Source organism: Microbacterium sp. ARD32 (genome assembly GCF_031844385.1).
GTDB lineage: Bacteria > Actinomycetota > Actinomycetes > Actinomycetales > Microbacteriaceae > Microbacterium.
In genome coordinates this window covers 1,176,661-1,192,539 of record NZ_JAUZVD010000001.1, presented here as the reverse complement: position 1 = coordinate 1,192,539, position 15,879 = coordinate 1,176,661, and the positions used below count along the sequence as shown (strand labels likewise).

The following is a 15,879-nucleotide window of genomic DNA, read 5'->3' as shown; positions in this document are numbered from 1 at the left end:
ATGCCCTCCCTTGATCGCGTCGATCTCGAACTGCTCACCGCCCTCGCCGAGGATCCCCGCATCACCGTCGTCGCGCTCGCCGAGCGCCTGAGGCTGTCGCGCAACACCATCCAGGCGCGCATGGCGCGTCTGGAGCGCACCGGCGTGTTCGAGTCGTACGAGCGCTCCTACTCCACCGAGGTGCTGGGGTTCCCGCTGCAGGCGTTCATCAGCATCGGGCTGCGGCAGACCGAGCTCCCCCGGATCATCGCCGAGCTCTCGCGCGTGCCCGAGGTGGTGCAGGCGCACGGCCTGAGCGGCTCGATCGATCTGCTCGCGCGCGTCGCCTGCCGCGATGCCCGTCATCTGTTCGACACGGATGCCCGCATCCTGTCGATCGAGGGCGTGGAGCGCACGGAGACCTCACTGGCGATGGGAGAGGTGATCCCCTTCCGAGTGGCCGGCCTCATCGGCCTGGCGCGAAGGGAAGCCTGAGGAACCGGCGAACAGCGCCCGCCGCCTCGGCGGGCGTCTCGTAATGGATCAGGTGGCCGACCTCGGCGATCTCCACGAGCTCGGCATCGGGGAACATCCGCGCCAGGCGCCGTTCCGCCTCGATCGGAGTGATGTCGTCGCGCTGCGCCGCGATCAGCAGCGTGGGCGCGTCGATCACACCCGCGAAGGCGCGCACGTCGTGCGAGACGCTCGTGACGAACGCGTCGTGCAGCACATCGCGGTCGGAGAAGCGCGAGAAGTAGCGGTCGTGCTGGTCGTGCACGAAGCGGCGCAGGGCGGGGTCGCGGGTCTTCGCCATCGCGATGCTCATGATGCGGACGATGAACGGATGCCGCAGCAGCGCCGTGCCGATCCGCTGCGGCAGCCGCGCGCCCAGCCCGTAGTACAGCACGGCCAGGCGCGTGAGCACGCCCTTCGGGCCCTCGAGCGCGGGAGCGCCGATCGGGTTGATCAGGATCAGGCGCGGTGTGCGCAGCCCGCCTGCCACGGCGGCTGACGAGACGATCGATCCGAAGGAGTGGCCGAGGATCACGGCATCCGGGGCCACGGCGCGAGCGAACGCCGTGAGCCATCCGGAGTACAGGCCCAGGTCGTGGTCGCGGCCGGGAATCGGCGGCGTCTCGCCGAACCCCGGCAGGTCGGGTGAGATCACGCGGACGCCGGGCAGATACGCGATCACCGGCTCAAGGCCGTGATGGTCACCGCGGAATCCGTGCACCGAGATGACGGTCGGAGCCTCCTCGTCCGCGGGACCGTAGACCCAGTACGCCGTGACGGATCCCAGCGCCTCGACCTCGCGTCGCTCGATGGGGATCTTCCCGAGTCGGGCGGCGTACGGCGAGGCTGCGGACATGGCCTCGAGTCTACGGGTACGCGATGTCGGTGGCCGTCCTTATGTTCGAAGGATGAAGGGAGACACCATGGACACCATCTCCGATGCACTCCCCGCACTGCGGTGGAGCACCCCGGCGCTGCGCTCGCGCAGCGAACGACTGGAGCGCGCCGGCGACCGCCTGTGGCGGGTGATCGACGCGCGCGGAGGCATCCGCGGGCACCTCCGGGTGGTCGCCGACCCGCTCGGCATCCGCTACCGCGCCGAGCGCCTGCACCTGCCGTCCGGCGTCTTCCGGCTGGTGGGCGAGTTCTGGGACGCCGAGGATGCGGTCGCCGCACTGCGGTTCTGAGGTGCCCCCTGCAGGATTCGAACCTGCGACCAACGGATTAGAAAGCCGATGCTCTTCCTCTGAGCTAAGGAGGCGGGATGCTCCCCAGATTACCGTGTCGGACCCGTCGATAAGATCGAGGCATGGTTTCTGCGTCTGAGAACGATCGGCTCGTCTGGATCGACTGCGAGATGACCGGCCTCGACCTCGCGGTCGACGAGCTCGTCGAGATCGCGGTCGTCGTCACCGACTTCGAGCTGCGCCCCCTCGACCCGGGCTTCCAGATCGTGATCGCGCCCAGCGCTGTCGCACGGGCGAACATGGGCGAGTTCGTCACCGAGATGCACCGCGCCTCCGGCTTGATCGAAGAGCTCGACGGCGGCGTGCCGCTCGCCGAGGCCGAGGCGCTCACGCTCGAGTACATCAAGCGCTTCGTCCCTCTCGAGCGCAGGGCACCGCTGGCCGGGAACACGATCGGCACCGATCGGATGTTCCTGGCCAAGTACATGCCGCGCATCGATCAGCACCTGCATTACCGCAACGTCGACGTGTCCAGCATCAAGGAGCTGTCCCGCCGCTGGTATCCCCGCGTGTTCTTCGCGGCGCCGGAGAAGAACGGCGGTCACCGCGCACTGGCCGACATCCTGGAATCGATCCGCGAGCTGCAGTACTACCGCCGGGCGGTCTTCGTCGATGAGCCCGGTCCGAGCTCGGACGCGGCTCGCGAGCTGTCCGCCTCGGTCGTGTCAAAGTTCAGCGCAGACATGTAATAGACTCGTGGAGTTGCCTGCTCCGGCGGGCACATGGTGGCTATAGCTCAGTTGGTAGAGCACCGCGTTGTGGTCGCGGGGGTCGCGGGTTCAAGCCCCGTTAGCCACCCCAACAGGGGGTCCCGTCGCCATCGCGCCGGGGCCCTCTCTCGTTCGGTTCCATCAGCGCCGATCCTTCGCGCGCTGGATAGCATCGAGGTATGCAGATGGATGCCGAGGAGTTCGAACGGCTCGTGGTCGACGAGCTCGACAGGCTTCCGGACGACATGGTCGACGGTCTCGACAACGTCGTGTTCGTCGTGGAGGACGCGCCCGAGGGCGGCGAGGACCTCTTCGGCCTGTACGAGGGGTTCGCGCTGACCGAACGCGGCCAGTACGGCATGGGCGAGCTGCCCGACCGCATCATCGTGTACCGGCACGCGCACCTGTCCGCGTGCGAGGACGTCGACGCGCTGCGAGAGGAGATCCACACCACCCTGGTGCACGAGATCGCGCACTTCTACGGCATCGACGACGAGCAGCTGCACGAGCTGGGGTGGGCATGAGCTCGCCCGCCCTGGCCCCCGTCGAGGACGAGCAGCTGGTGTCGGCGCCGCTGGTGCCCTGGCAGCTGATCGTGTGGGACGACCCGGTCAACCTGATGACCTACGTGGCCCGCGTCTTCCGCACGTACTTCGGCTACTCGCCCGAGCGGGCGAACCGGCTGATGCTGGCCGTGCACAACGAGGGGCGGGCGACGGTGGCAACCGGCCCCCGCGAGACCATGGAGGTGCACGCGCAGGCGATGCACGGGTTCGGCCTGTGGGCCACGGTGCAGGAGGCCGGCCAGTGACCGCGGACGGACTGCCGGTCGACCTCGCGGACATGGAGGCCAGGTACCTGCTGTCCGTCGTGGAGGACTTCCTCGACCTGCTGGCGACGGATGCCGATGCGCAGGACGAGGCACTGGAGCGGCTCGCCCCGGATCCGTACCCCGACGATGGCGCCGCTGCCGCGGAGTGTCGACGCGGCACCCGCGACGACCTCACCGCTCGTCGCGTCGCGGATGCCGCCGTGGTGCGCACCGCGCTGCTCGGGGCACGGCCCGCAGCGGATCACGGCTCCGGGGTCACGGCGGTGTCGCTGCGCATCCCGCGCTCCGAGCTCGACAGCTGGCTGCGCACTCTGGCCGCGATCAGGCTGGTCCTGGCCACGCGACTGGGCATCGACGGCACCGACGCGCACGCCGCCGACGACCTGCGGTTCGGCGCCTACGACTGGCTGGGCTACCGGCTCGAGCTGCTCGTGCAGCTGGCCGACCGTCACGACGGAGTATGAGCAGCCGCAGCCGCTGCGGAGTGTGAGCAACCGCTACGGCGTGCGCACCGCGATCCCGGCGAGGCGCTGAGGGGCGTGCTCGGCGATGTGCGCGTCCTCCTGCGCCGCCCACATGTCCCAGTGCGCACGGAACCCGTCGCCGTCGCGGCCCAGCGCCCTGGTGCGCCGGGCCTCCGGCGGTCCGTCGACCCACACCGTGACATCCGCCAGGCGCGCGGAGGCCGGCGTCAGCGCACCGCAGCCCTCCACGATCAGCCCCAGCGCCGGGTCGACGGAATGCGCCTCGGCCTGCGCTGCACGCTCCCAATCCCAGCGGCGCCACATTCCCCGCGCCCCGCGCGCGTGCGGCACGAGCACGTCGTCGAGCGCCGTCTGCGCGCCCTGTGCGAGCCCCGGCCACCCCGGGTAGATCGAGTCGAGCGCCAGCAGCTGCACGGGTGTGTGCAGCGGCCACGCCTCGATCAGGCGTGCGGCGAGGCTGCTCTTGCCCGCTCCGCTTCGTCCATCGATCAGGATCACCGGGTTCGACGTCCGCTCGTCGAGCACGGCCGCGCGGATGCGGTCGACGGCTGCGGCCAGCGCCGCGCCGAAGGGGTCGCTACTTCTTGAGTGCACGGATGATGCGCGTGAGCGCGCGACCGAGCACGCAGACGAACGGCACCGCGACCGCCAGCAGCACGATCGGGTTCGGTTCGAATCGCAGCCCCTCCTCGCGGCGCATGTAGACGCCGAGTGGGACCGTCATCCCGCCGCCCCCTCCGCCCTCGCCCTGATCGGCGGTGCCCCCGCCGAAGCCGGCGACGGTGAGCGCGACCGGCGTGACGCTGATCCCGTCCACCTCGATGGGGTCACCGTAAGCGGTCCTGGCTCCCAGCGACGAGGCCTGATTCCCGAGTTCGACAGCGATGTTCGGCATCCCTCCACGCTAGCCGAGCGGGCCGCCGCTCGCGACGCTCATTCCCTCCCGAACGACCGGGGCTCTCCCCCGGAACGATCGGCGGCGCGGCCCACGTGCCTGGCCCGCGTGATCGTCCCGACGCCGAACCGCGCTCGCGCGTCGTCGAGCGCTCCCTCCAGCCTGCGCCGATCCGCATCGTCGTCCCACAGGGCGAGCGCTCCCGCGCCGGAGGGGAGGAGCTTCTCGGCGCGCACGCCCACCAGGCGCACCGGATCGCGTCGTGCGATGCGATCGAACAGTGCCACGGCCGTCTCGCCGATGCGCTGACCGACCTCGGTGGGTTCGGGGAGCGACTGCGTGCGGCTGAACGTGGAGAAGTCGGCGAAGCGGATCTTGATCGCCACCGCGCCGGCCTGCCAGCCGCTCGATCGCAGGCGCGAGCCGACGCGGTCGGCCAGCCGCAGCAGCTCGGCGCGCAGCAGCTCGGGATCCGTGATGTCGCGGTCGAACGTCTCCTCGTGGCCGACGCTCTTCTCGACGCGCTCGGTCTGCACGGTGCGGGCGTCCTCTCCGCGCGCGAGCTGCTGCATGCGCTCTGCGAGGGCGGGGCCGACGGCGCGCGCGAGCGCCTCGGCAGGCGTCTCGCGGATGTCGCGGATCAGGTGGATGCCACGACGCTCCAGCGCTTCGGCCGCCTTCGGCCCCACTCCCCACATCGCACCGACCGGCCGCGGGTCCAGGAACTCCTGCGTGCGGGCGCCGGGCACGATCAGCATGCCGTCGGGCTTGGAGATGGTGGATGCCATCTTCGCCACGTGCTTGGTGGCCGCGACCCCCACGCTGCACGTGATGCCCACCTCGGCGCGCACCCGCCGCCGCAGGAGCTCGGCGATCCGGCCAGGACTCCCCCACAGCCGGCGCACGCCGCGCACGTCGAGGAACGCCTCGTCGATCGACAGCTGCTCCACCAGCGGAGTCACGCTGTGGAACACCTGCATGACGGCGTCGGATGCGGCGCGGTACTTCGTGAAGTCGGGCGGCACGACGCGGGCGTGCGGGCACAGCCGCAGGGCCTGCGAGACGGGCATGGCGCTGCGCACGCCGAAGCGGCGCGCCTCGTAGGAGGCGCTGGAGACCACCGAGCGGCCGTCCGGTGCGCCGATGATCAGCGGCAGGCCGCGCAGCGACGGGTCGTGCAGGATCTCGACCGACGCGTAGAACGCGTCCATGTCGACGTGCAGGATGCCGGTGCCGGTGTCATCAGCGCCCTCCGGCGAGACGAGCCGTCCCGATCCGTCTCCGCGTCCCATCCCTCCATTGTCCCCGAGCGCGCCGACATCGGCGCATCGGCGCCGGCGCACCGGCAGCGGCGCCGGTGCGCGGCTACTGCGCGGCGCGCTCCAGGATCAGCTCCCGTACCCGTGCGGCGTCGGCCTGGCCCTTCATGGCCTTCATCACGGCGCCGATGATCGCTCCGGCGGCCTGCACCTTGCCGTCCTTGATCTTCGCGAGCACGTCGGGCTGCGCGGCGAGCGCCTCGTCGATCGCGGCGATCAGCGCGCCGTCGTCCGAGACGACGGCGAGTCCGCGAGCATCCACGACCTGCTGCGGGGTGCCCTCGCCCGCGATGACGCCCTCGAGCACCTGGCGGGCGAGCTTGTCGGTCAGCGTGCCGGCATCCACCAGCTGCTGCAGCGCGGCGACGTCATCCGGGCCGATCAGATCGACGGCATCCTTCTCGGCGGCGTTCGCGAGCCGGGTGATCTCACCGGTCCACCATTTGCGGGCAGACGCCGGCGACGCGCCAGCCGCGATGGTGGCCTCGACGACCTCGACCAGCCCGCCGTTGCGCACGTCCTGGAACTCCAGATCGGTGAAACCCCACTCGGCCTTCAGCCTGCGGCGGCGCGCGACCGGCTGCTCGGGCAGCGCCGCACGCAGCTCCTCCACCAGCTCGCGGGCCGGCTGCACGGGCAGCAGGTCCGGCTCCGGGAAGTAGCGGTAGTCATCGGCATCCGACTTGGGACGACCCGGCGAGGTCGTGCCGGTGTCCTCGTGCCAGTGCCGCGTCTCCTGGGTGATGGTGCCGCCGTCGGCGAGGATCGCCGCCTGGCGCTGGATCTCGTAGCGCACCGCGCGCTCGACCGAGCGCATGGAGTTGACGTTCTTCGTCTCGGTGCGGGTGCCGAGTGGCTCGGCGGGCCGGCCGGCCGGAACGCGACGCCGCAGCGAGACGTTCGCGTCGCACCGCAGGTTTCCGCGCTCCAGGCGCGCCTCCGAGATGCCGAGTCCGCGCACGATGTCCCGGATCGCCGAGATGTACGCCTTGGCGTACTCGGGCGCACGGTGCTCTGCGCCGAAGATCGGCTTGGTGACGATCTCGACCAGCGGCACACCCGCACGGTTGTAGTCCACCAGCGAGTACTCCGCGCCCTGGATGCGACCGGTCGAGCCCATGTGCGTGAGCTTTCCGGCATCCTCCTCCATATGCGCGCGCTCGACCGGGATGGTCACCAGCGTGCCGTCCTCCAGCTCGACCTCCACCGAGCCCTCGAACGCGATCGGCTCGTCGTACTGCGAGATCTGGTAGTTCTTGCCCAGGTCCGGGTAGAAGTAGTTCTTCCGGGCGAAGCGGCTGGACTCCGCGATCGAGCAGCCCAGCGCGAGCCCCAGGCTGATCGACGAGCGCACGGCGGTCTCGTTGACGACCGGCAGCGAACCCGGAAGCCCCAGGTCGACGGGCGCGATGAGGGTGTTCGGCTCGGCGCCGTGGAACTCGTCGTTCGCGGGGTTGGGAGCGGCGGAGAACATCTTCGTGCGCGTGTTCAGCTCGACGTGCACCTCGAAGCCGAGCACGGGCTCGAACAGTTCCAGCGCCTTGTCGTAATCCATCAGCGTGACGGCGGCCATCAGCGTGCTCCTCCGAGGATCGGTGCCTTCTCCAGCAGCGGCGCACCCCAGGCATCCACCAGCGCCGTCTCGAGCGCCGCGCCGACGCGGTAGAGCCGCGCGTCCTCGCGAACCGGCGCGAGGAACTGGATGCCGACGGGCAGCCCGTCCTCGGCGGCCAGACCCGACGGGATGGAGATGCCGGGGACACCGGCGAGGTTCGCCGGGATCGTGGTCAGGTCGTTCAGGTACATCTGCAGCGGATCGTCGATCTTCTCGCCGAGCCGGAATGCGGTGGTCGGCGCCGACGGCGTGGCGATCACATCGACCTGGGCGAACGCCTGGTCGAAGTCGCGCTGGATCAGCGTGCGCACCTTCTGCGCGCTGCCGTAGTAGGCGTCGTAGTATCCGGCCGACAGCGCGTAGGTGCCCAGGATGATGCGACGCTTCACCTCGGGCCCGAAGCCGGCGTCGCGCGTGGCGGACATGACGTCCTCCACCGTGGCGCCGCCGGGGGGCGTGACGCGCAGGCCGAAACGGACGGAGTCGAACTTGGCCAGGTTGCTGGATGCCTCGGCGGGAAGGATCAGGTAGTACGCGGCGACCCCGTACTCGAAGTGCGGTGCGGAGATCTCGACGATCTCGGCGCCCTGCGCCTGCATGAGCTCGAGCGCGTCGCGGAACGAGGCCGCGACGCCGGCTTGGAAGCCGGAGTCGGCCAGCTCCTTGATCACGCCGACCTTCAGCCCCTTCAGCGCCTCGCCCGTCGCGCCCTCGCGGGCCGCTGCGGCGAACGACGGCCACTCCTGCGGCAGCGAGGTGGAGTCGTGCGGGTCGTGCCCGCCGATCACATCGTGCAGCAGTCCGGCATCCAGCACCGTGCGGGTGACCGGGCCGACCTGGTCCAGGCTGGATGCCAGGGCGATGGAGCCGTACCGGCTCACGCCGCCGTAGGTCGGCTTGATGCCCACGGTGCCGGTGACGTGCGCGGGCTGCCGGATCGAGCCGCCGGTGTCCGATCCGAGTGCCAGCGGGGCCTCGAACGCGGCGACCGCCGCCGCCGAACCGCCGCCCGATCCGCCGGGGATGCGCTCGAGGTCCCACGGGTTGCGGGTGGGGCCGAAGGCGGAGTGCTCGGTGGAGGATCCCATCGCGAACTCGTCCATGTTGGTCTTGCCGAGCGGGACGAGTCCTGCCGCACGCGAGCGCGCGACGACCGTCGCATCGAACGGCGACATGTACCCTTCGAGGATCCTCGATCCGCTGGTGGAGGGCATGTCGGTGGTCACCAGGACGTCCTTGACCGCCAGCGGCACACCGGCCACCGGGCCCAGCTGCTCGCCTGCGGCGCGACGCTCATCGATGTCCGCGGCGACGCTCAGCGCGTTCTCGTTGACGTGCAGGAAGGCGTGCACGTCGCCGTCGACGGCGGCGATGCGGTCCAGATGCGCCTGGGTGGCCTCGACGCTGGAGATCTCGCGCGCGGCGAGCTTCTCGCTCAGCTCCGCGGCGGTCAGCCGGATGATCTCGCTCACTGCTCTTCTCCCAGGATCGCGGTCACGCGGAAGCGGCCGTCGGCGGCATCCGGGGCATTCTGCAGCACCTGCTCGTGCGTGAGCGTCCCTCCCACCTCATCAGGCCGGAAGACGTTGCTCATCGCGATCGGGTGGCTGGTGGCCACGACATCCGGAGTCGCCACCTGCGAGACCTTCGCAATGTTGTCGACGATGGCGTCGAGCTGACCGGTCAGCCGGGTCACCTCGTCGTCGGAGAGCTGGATGCGCGCGAGCACGCCGAGATGGCGCACGAGATCGGGGGTGATTTCAGACACCCGTCCAGTCTACGAGAGCGCGGGCCCCGCCACGTAAGCTGGGCGGGTGACCGAGTTCGTTCCGCCCCGCCCATGGACCGCCAGCTATGCCGAAGGCGTGCCGGAGGATCTCCCGCCGGTGACCGGTTCGCTGATCGACATCGTCGAGGCATCGGTGCGGGACTACCCGGACGCCGCGGCGCTGCAGTTCTTCGGCGCGGAGACCACGTACCGCCAGATGCAGGATGCCATCGAGCGCGCGGCGAACGGCCTGCGCGAACTCGGCGTCAGGGCGGGCGACCCGGTCGCCATCGTGCTGCCGAACTGCCCGCAGCACATCATCGCCTTCTACGCGGTGCTGCGACTGGGGGCCGTCGTGGTCGAGCACAACCCGCTCTACACGCCGCGTGAGCTGCGCAAGCAGTTCGAGGATCACGGCGCCGTGCACGCCATCGTGTGGAGCAAGGTCGTCGAGACCGTGCAGGACTTCCCGGAGGACCTCGCGGTGACGTCGCTGATCTCGGTCGACGTCACCAGGGCGATGCCCTTCCTGACCCGGATGCTGCTGCGGCTGCCCATCGCGAAGGCCCGCGAGTCTCGCGACGCCCTGACCACCAGGGTGCGGGGCGCGCTCTCCTGGGACGACCTGGTGGCGTCGCCGCCCCTCCCCTCCTCGCACCCGCGTCCGCAGACTGACGATCTGGCGATCATCCAGTACACCTCCGGCACCACCGGCACGCCCAAGGGCGCCTCGCTCACGCATCGCAACCTGCTCGCCAACGCGGCGCAGGCACAGGCGTGGGTGCCCTCGATCACCCGCGGGAACGGGTGCGTCGTGTACGCGGTGCTGCCGATGTTCCATGCCTACGGGCTCACGCTCTGCCTGACCTTCGCGATGTCGATGGGCGCCCGGCTGGTGCTCTTCCCGAAGTTCGACCCGGACCTGGTGCTCGAGGTCACCAAGAAGCATCCCGCCACGTTCCTGCCGCTCGTGCCGCCGATCGCCGAGCGCCTGCTGAAGGCTGCGAACGAGAAGGGTGTGTCGCTGAGGGGAACCGAGGTCGCGATCTCCGGCGCGATGGCACTCGCGCACGACCTGGTCGTGCCGTTCGAGCAGGCGTCGGGCGGCTACCTGGTGGAGGGCTACGGACTCAGCGAGTGCTCGCCCGTGCTCATGGCGAACCCGGTCGCCGGCAACCGTGTCGCCGGCACCGTCGGGCTGCCGCTGCCGGGCACCGAGTGCCGCGTCGTCGATCCTGAGGACCCCGCCCGGGACGTTCCGGCGGGCTCGGCCGGGGAGCTGGTCGTGCGCGGTCCGCAGGTGTTCTCGGGCTATTACGGCAAACCCGAGGCGACAGAGGCGGTCTTCGTCGACGGCTGGTTCCGCACCGGCGACATCGTCACGATCGATGAGGCCGGCTTCGTGCGCATCGTGGATCGCATCAAGGAGCTGATCATCACCGGGGGCTTCAACGTCGCCCCGACGGAGGTCGAGGTCGCCCTGCGCCAGCATCCGGATGTTCTGGATGCCGCGGTCGTGGGCCTGCCCAGCGTTCATTCCGGCGAAGAGGTCGTCGCCGCCATCGTGGTCGACGGAGCGAAGGACGTCGACGTGGAGGCGATCCGCGAGTTCGCCCGCGGCATCCTCACCCCGTACAAGGTTCCGCGTCGCATCTTCGTCGTCGACGAGCTGCCCACCTCGCTGATCGGCAAGGTGCTGCGCCGTCAGGTGAAGGAGAGACTGATCGCGCTGACCTCGGGTGCCTGACCGGACGTCCTGCGATCGTCCAGGCGCAGGCACTATCGTTAGCTGGTGACTGCTGACGACACCGCCGCTGCCGAGCCCGCCGCCGAGACCTCCGAGCCGACCGCCGAGGAGACCTCGAAGCCCGGCTTCGACGAGCTCGGCATCACCGGCCCGGTGCTCAAGGCCATCCGCGATCTGGGCTACGAGACCCCCTCGCCGATCCAGGCGGCCACGATCCCGCTGCTGCTGCAGGGGCGCGACGTGCTCGGCACCGCGCAGACCGGGACCGGCAAGACCGCGGCGTTCGCGCTACCGGTGCTCGAGCAGCTGGACCTGTCGCAGAAGACGCCCCAGGCGCTCGTGCTCGCTCCCACGCGGGAGCTCGCGCTGCAGGTGTGCGAGGCGTTCGAGTCGTACTCGTCGCGCATGAAGGACGTGCGGGTGCTGCCCGTGTACGGCGGCCAGGGATACGGCGTGCAGCTCTCGGCGCTGCGGAGGGGCGTGCACATCGTGGTCGGCACCCCGGGTCGCATCATGGACCACCAGGCCAAGGGCACGCTGGACCTGTCTGAGCTGAAGTACCTGGTGCTCGACGAGGCCGACGAGATGCTGAAGATGGGCTTCGCCGAGGACGTCGAGCAGATCCTGGCGCAGACTCCCGACGACAAGCAGGTCGCGCTGTTCTCCGCGACCATGCCCGCCGCGATCCGCCGGCTCGCGCAGAAGTACCTGAACGTGCCCGAAGAGATCGCGATCAAGGCGAAGACCACCACCAACCAGAACATCACGCAGCGCTACCTGGTCGTCTCCTACGCGCAGAAGGTGGATGCCCTGACCCGCATCCTCGAGGTGGAGAACTTCGACGGGATGATCGTGTTCGTCCGCACGAAGAACGAGACCGAGACGCTCGCCGAGAAACTGCGCGCGCGGGGCTACTCGGCCGCAGCGATCAACGGAGACGTGCCGCAGGTGCAGCGCGAGCGCAGCGTCAACCAGCTCAAGGACGGCAAGCTCGACATCCTCGTCGCCACCGACGTGGCCGCGCGCGGTCTGGATGTGGAGCGCATCAGCCACGTGGTGAACTTCGACATCCCCACCGACACCGAGTCGTACGTGCACCGCATCGGCCGCACGGGCCGTGCCGGTCGGTCGGGTGACGCGATCAGCTTCATCACCCCGCGCGAGCGCTACCTGCTGAAGCACATCGAGAAGGCGACGCGGCAGCAGCCCGCCCAGATGCAGCTGCCGACCACCGAAGACGTCAACACGACCCGCCTGAACCGCTTCGACGACGCCATCACGGCAGCGCTCGAGGAGACCGGCCGGATCGAGGCGTTCCGCGACATCATCGCGCACTACGTGCGACACCACGACGTGCCCGAGGCGGACGTGGCCGCCGCCCTTGCCGTCGTCGCCCAGGGCGAGACGCCGCTGCTGCTCGACCCCGAACGCGACGAGCTGTCCAGGGCTGTGGCGCGCGACAACCGTCCGCCGCGCGAGCGAAGCGAGCGGCCGGAGCGCGCGGATCGCGGCCCGCGCGAGCGTCGCGGCCGCGGTGACTACACGCCCTACCGCATCGAGGTGGGCCGACGCCATCGCGTGGAACCGCGTCAGATCGTCGGCGCGCTGGCGAACGAGGGCGGCCTCGGCCGCGACGACTTCGGTGCCATCGCCATCAAGCCGGAGTTCTCCATCGTGGAACTGCCGGTCAACCTCGACCCCGCCGTGCTCGACAAGCTGCGCGACACGCGCATCTCCGGCCGCCTGATCGAGATCAGACCCGATCGCGGCGTGCCGAATCGGCGTGCGCCGCGCGAGCGGGACGACCGGCGCGATGGCCCCCACCGTAGCGGATATCAGGACGACCGGCGTGGACGCGATGGAAGTCGTGAACGGAGCCACAACCGCGACGACCGTCCCGCGCGCAAGCCACGCCACAAGAACTGACGCACAGCGTCAGAGCAGGACATTCAGCCGCGCCGCGAGTGCCGTCACATCCACAGGACCCGCGGTGTCGACCCGCACCACGGGCAGACCTGTCATCGGGCGCGCGAGCTCCGCGAAGCGCTCCCACTCGTCCTGTCGTCCGCGATCGTCGTGCACCGCGTGCCGCGGACGCGTGAAGAACCGCTCGCGCATGATCTCGCGCGGAGCCTCGCACCACACCTCGAGCCCGGTCGGCGAGCCGGCGGATTCCCAGCCGCGACGGAACCACTCCTCGTCGCGGCCGGCCAGCCACACCGACTCCACGAGCACCGTCCCGTGCAGCATCGCGACGATCCGCCAGAGCGCATCCGCTGCGAGGGCCCCGAGGGCGCGGGTCGGCAGCGGAGCATCCACCGCGTCGCCGAGCGCCTCCTTGATCGCGTCCTTCGAGACCAGCGGCACGCCGAGCTCGGCCGCCAGCGGACGCGCCAGGGTCGTCTTGCCCGCGCCGGCCATGCCGTTCAGGACGATGAGGCGGTCAGGCATCCAGCGCGTCCGGCCCCTTCGTCACCAGCACGTGGAACTGGGCGGCGTCCAGGATGCGGATGCCGAGCTCCTCGGCCTTCGCCAGCTTCGAGCCCGCACCCGGCCCCGCCGCGACGAAGTCCGTCTTCTTCGAGACGGATGACGCCGCCTTGCCACCGGCGTTGATGATCGCCTCCTGCGCGCCCTCGCGCGTGTAGCCCTCCAGCGTTCCCGTCGCGACGACGGTGAGTCCCTCCAGCACCCCGCCGCCCGCGGTGGCCGCGCCGGGCCCCGGGTGCCCGGGCGTGGACCAGCGCACCCCGGCATCCGTCCATTGCCGCACGATGTCCTGATGCCAGTCCACCTCGAACCAGCTCAGCAGCGAGTCCGCGATGATGCCGCCCACACCCTCCACCGCCGCCAGCTCGTCGCGGCTCGCCGCGCGGATGGCATCCAGCGAACCGAACCACTGCGCCAGCGCGCGTGCGGCAACGGGACCGACATGACGGATGTTCAGGGCGACCAGCAGGCGCCAGAGATCCTTGCTCTTCGCCTTCTCCAGCTCCGCGAGCAGCTTCACCGCGGCCGAGGAGGGCTGCGGCCCCACGATGCCGGACCTCTTCTCGTCGGCCGTGGGGTTGCGGCGGAACGGCGAACGGGTCTTCACGACGCCGTCGTCGTCCTCCTTGGGCAGGCCGGTCTCCGCGTCGCGGACGACCACCGAGATCGGCACCAGGTCCTCGAGAACGAGATCGAACAGGCCCGCCTCGGTGAGCAGGGGCGCGGATGCCGGCGGCTCCGCCTGCGTGAGCGCCGCGGCCGTCACCTCACCGAGCGCCTCGACATCCAGCGCACCGCGTGAGCCGATGTGCTCGACGCGTCCGCGCACCTGGGCGGGGCACGACCGCGCGTTCGGGCAGCGCAGATCGATGTCGCCCTCCTTCATCGCACGCAGCGGCGTTCCGCACTCGGGGCAGCGATCGGGCATGACGAACTCGCGCTCGGTGCCGTCCCGTCGCTCCACCACCGGTCCCAGCACCTCGGGGATCACATCGCCCGCCTTGCGCAGCACGACGGTGTCGCCGATGAGCACGCCCTTCGCCTTGACGACGTCCTTGTTGTGCAGCGTCGCCTGGCGCACGACCGATCCCGCGACCTGCGCGGGCGCCATCACGGCGAACGGGGTGGCGCGTCCGGTGCGGCCCACGGACACGACGATGTCGAGCAGCGTCGTCTGCACCTCCTCCGGCGGGTACTTGTAGGCGATCGCCCAGCGCGGTGCCCGGCTGGTCTCCCCCAGTTCGGCGTGCAGCTCGAGCTCGTCGACCTTCACGACGATGCCGTCCAGCTCGTGCTCGACGTCGTGGCGGTGCTCGCCGTAGTGCTCCACGAACTCCGCGACCTCGTCGGTCGAGTGGCACACCCTCGTGTGCGGGCTGGTGGGCAGGCCCCACTCCGCGAGCAGGTCGTACACCTGACTCTGCGCGGCGACCGGCGGATTCGGCCACGCGCCGATGCCGTGCACGTACAGTGAGAGCGAGGCCGTGCGCAGCCGGCCCGCCTCGAGCTCGAGGCCGCTCTTCTTCTCGAGCTGCTGTCGCAGTCCGCCGCTGGCGGCGTTGCGAGGATTCGCGAACGCCGGGAAGCGCCGTGCGGCCGCCGCACGCGCCTTCTCCTCGTCGAAGGGCCGCTTGGCGCCGCTGCGCGACTGCCATCGCTGCAGCGCGTCGCCGTAGGCGCGGTCGCGGAACTCCGCCTGTGCGGCGTTCAGTCGCTCGAAGGCGGCGACGGGGATGAACACCTCACCGCGCACCTCGACGATCTCCGGATGCCCGGTGCCCGACAGCCGCTCGGGGATGTCGTCCAGGCGCAGAGCGTTCTCGGTGACGATCTCCCCCACGCGCCCGTCACCGCGGGTGGCGGCCGAGGTGAGCACGCCGTTCTCGTAGCGCAGGTTGATCGCCAGGCCGTCGATCTTCAGCTCGGTCAGCCAGGCCACGTCGCGGCCGGCGGCGGCGCGCGTCTTGGTCTCCCAGTCCCGGAGCTCGTCCAGGGAGAACACGTTGTCCAGGCTCAGCATCCGCTCGGCGTGCTCGATCGTGTCGAGTCCGGTCGACTCGGCCGCGCCGACCAGCTGCGTCGGCGAATCCTGCCCCTGCAGCTCGGGATGCATGCGCTCGAGCTCGTCGAGCCGGCGCATCCAGCCGTCGTAGGTGGCGTCATCGACGAGCGACGTGTCGCGCCCGTAGTACGCGTCCTTCGCGTCGAGGATGCGCGTCGTCAGATCCTCCGCCTCGCTGCGGGCGTCTTCCAGTGAGATGTTCTCCGGCACCCCGCAA

The 15,879-nt window shown here is 70.4% G+C and carries 17 protein-coding genes and 2 tRNA genes; 9 read left to right on the top strand and 10 right to left on the bottom strand.

Annotation, left to right across the window (positions count from 1 at the left end; all coding sequences use genetic code 11):
- Positions 1 to 474, top strand: coding sequence for an Lrp/AsnC family transcriptional regulator (locus Q9R19_RS05625; protein ID WP_311255343.1), 474 nt, complete (start codon positions 1 to 3; stop codon positions 472 to 474).
- Here the strand turns inward: Q9R19_RS05625 and Q9R19_RS05620 are convergent.
- Entirely contained in the window at positions 446 to 1,348 is a 903-nt protein-coding gene (locus Q9R19_RS05620; RefSeq protein ID WP_311255342.1) for an alpha/beta hydrolase, read from the bottom strand. The two genes, Q9R19_RS05625 and Q9R19_RS05620, sit on opposite strands and share 29 nt — an antisense overlap.
- 67 nt (positions 1,349 to 1,415) lie before the next feature.
- Between Q9R19_RS05620 and Q9R19_RS05615 the strand changes: the two genes are divergently transcribed.
- Positions 1,416 to 1,679 (top strand): hypothetical protein, encoded by a 264-nt coding sequence (locus tag Q9R19_RS05615; protein ID WP_311255341.1) that lies wholly within the window; start codon positions 1,416 to 1,418, stop codon positions 1,677 to 1,679.
- Between the two features lie 2 nt (positions 1,680 to 1,681).
- On the opposite strand, the gene Q9R19_RS05610 is transcribed toward Q9R19_RS05615, so the two are convergent.
- Positions 1,682 to 1,753 (bottom strand) — tRNA-Arg (locus Q9R19_RS05610).
- Positions 1,754 to 1,801: 48 nt separating this feature from the next.
- Here Q9R19_RS05610 and orn point away from each other — a divergent pair.
- The 5 genes from orn to Q9R19_RS05585 all read left to right on the top strand — a co-directional run bounded on the left by orn (position 1,802) and on the right by Q9R19_RS05585 (position 3,745).
- Positions 1,802 to 2,428, top strand: coding sequence for an oligoribonuclease (orn, locus tag Q9R19_RS05605; RefSeq protein WP_311255340.1), 627 nt, complete (start codon positions 1,802 to 1,804; stop codon positions 2,426 to 2,428).
- 36 nt (positions 2,429 to 2,464) lie between these two features.
- A tRNA-His gene (locus Q9R19_RS05600) sits at positions 2,465 to 2,540 on the top strand.
- 88 nt (positions 2,541 to 2,628) lie between these two features.
- On the top strand, positions 2,629 to 2,973 hold the full coding sequence (locus Q9R19_RS05595) for a metallopeptidase family protein (RefSeq protein WP_311255339.1): 345 nt from the start codon (positions 2,629 to 2,631) through the stop codon (positions 2,971 to 2,973).
- The gene (clpS, locus tag Q9R19_RS05590; RefSeq protein WP_311255338.1) at positions 2,970 to 3,260 is read left to right on the top strand and encodes an ATP-dependent Clp protease adapter ClpS; all 291 of its coding nucleotides are present in this window, start codon (positions 2,970 to 2,972) and stop codon (positions 3,258 to 3,260) included. Before Q9R19_RS05595 ends, clpS begins: the two co-directional genes overlap by 4 nt.
- Positions 3,257 to 3,745 carry a DUF2017 family protein gene (locus Q9R19_RS05585; protein ID WP_311255337.1) on the top strand — a complete coding sequence of 163 codons (489 nt, stop codon included), beginning with the start codon at positions 3,257 to 3,259 and terminating at the stop codon, positions 3,743 to 3,745. The genes clpS and Q9R19_RS05585 overlap by 4 nt, the downstream gene beginning before the upstream one ends.
- A gap of 33 nt (positions 3,746 to 3,778) precedes the next feature.
- Here the strand turns inward: Q9R19_RS05585 and Q9R19_RS05580 are convergent, their stop codons facing one another.
- The 6 genes from Q9R19_RS05580 to gatC form a co-directional block, all read right to left on the bottom strand.
- Entirely contained in the window at positions 3,779 to 4,360 is a 582-nt protein-coding gene (locus Q9R19_RS05580) for a hypothetical protein (protein WP_311255336.1), read from the bottom strand.
- A complete protein-coding gene (locus Q9R19_RS05575) occupies positions 4,344 to 4,661 on the bottom strand; it encodes a hypothetical protein (RefSeq protein WP_311255335.1) in 318 nt (105 codons plus the stop codon). Before Q9R19_RS05575 ends, Q9R19_RS05580 begins: the two co-directional genes overlap by 17 nt.
- 38 nt (positions 4,662 to 4,699) lie before the next feature.
- Positions 4,700 to 5,953 carry a DNA polymerase IV gene (dinB, locus tag Q9R19_RS05570; protein WP_311255334.1) on the bottom strand — a complete coding sequence of 418 codons (1,254 nt, stop codon included), beginning with the start codon at positions 5,951 to 5,953 and terminating at the stop codon, positions 4,700 to 4,702.
- 73 nt (positions 5,954 to 6,026) lie between these two features.
- The gene (gene gatB, locus Q9R19_RS05565) at positions 6,027 to 7,553 is read right to left on the bottom strand and encodes an Asp-tRNA(Asn)/Glu-tRNA(Gln) amidotransferase subunit GatB (RefSeq protein ID WP_311255333.1); all 1,527 of its coding nucleotides are present in this window, start codon (positions 7,551 to 7,553) and stop codon (positions 6,027 to 6,029) included.
- Positions 7,553 to 9,067 carry an Asp-tRNA(Asn)/Glu-tRNA(Gln) amidotransferase subunit GatA gene (gene gatA, locus Q9R19_RS05560; protein WP_311255332.1) on the bottom strand — a complete coding sequence of 505 codons (1,515 nt, stop codon included), beginning with the start codon at positions 9,065 to 9,067 and terminating at the stop codon, positions 7,553 to 7,555. Before gatA ends, gatB begins: the two co-directional genes overlap by 1 nt.
- The gene (gene gatC / locus Q9R19_RS05555) at positions 9,064 to 9,363 is read right to left on the bottom strand and encodes an Asp-tRNA(Asn)/Glu-tRNA(Gln) amidotransferase subunit GatC (protein WP_311255331.1); all 300 of its coding nucleotides are present in this window, start codon (positions 9,361 to 9,363) and stop codon (positions 9,064 to 9,066) included. The genes gatA and gatC overlap by 4 nt, the downstream gene beginning before the upstream one ends.
- 46 nt (positions 9,364 to 9,409) lie before the next feature.
- Between gatC and Q9R19_RS05550 the strand changes: the two genes are divergently transcribed.
- Together Q9R19_RS05550 and Q9R19_RS05545 are read left to right on the top strand one after the other, a co-directional pair.
- The gene (locus tag Q9R19_RS05550; protein ID WP_311255330.1) at positions 9,410 to 11,110 is read left to right on the top strand and encodes a long-chain-fatty-acid--CoA ligase; all 1,701 of its coding nucleotides are present in this window, start codon (positions 9,410 to 9,412) and stop codon (positions 11,108 to 11,110) included.
- Positions 11,111 to 11,155: 45 nt separating this feature from the next.
- Entirely contained in the window at positions 11,156 to 13,036 is a 1,881-nt protein-coding gene (locus Q9R19_RS05545) for a DEAD/DEAH box helicase (protein WP_396653449.1), read from the top strand.
- Between the two features lie 9 nt (positions 13,037 to 13,045).
- On the opposite strand, the gene Q9R19_RS05540 is transcribed toward Q9R19_RS05545, so the two are convergent.
- Complete coding sequence (locus Q9R19_RS05540; RefSeq protein ID WP_311255329.1) at positions 13,046 to 13,561, bottom strand: AAA family ATPase; 516 nt, start codon at positions 13,559 to 13,561, stop codon at positions 13,046 to 13,048.
- On the bottom strand, positions 13,554 to 15,872 hold the full coding sequence (gene ligA / locus Q9R19_RS05535; RefSeq protein ID WP_311255328.1) for an NAD-dependent DNA ligase LigA: 2,319 nt from the start codon (positions 15,870 to 15,872) through the stop codon (positions 13,554 to 13,556). The genes Q9R19_RS05540 and ligA overlap by 8 nt, the downstream gene beginning before the upstream one ends.
- Positions 15,873 to 15,879 lie beyond the last annotated feature (7 nt).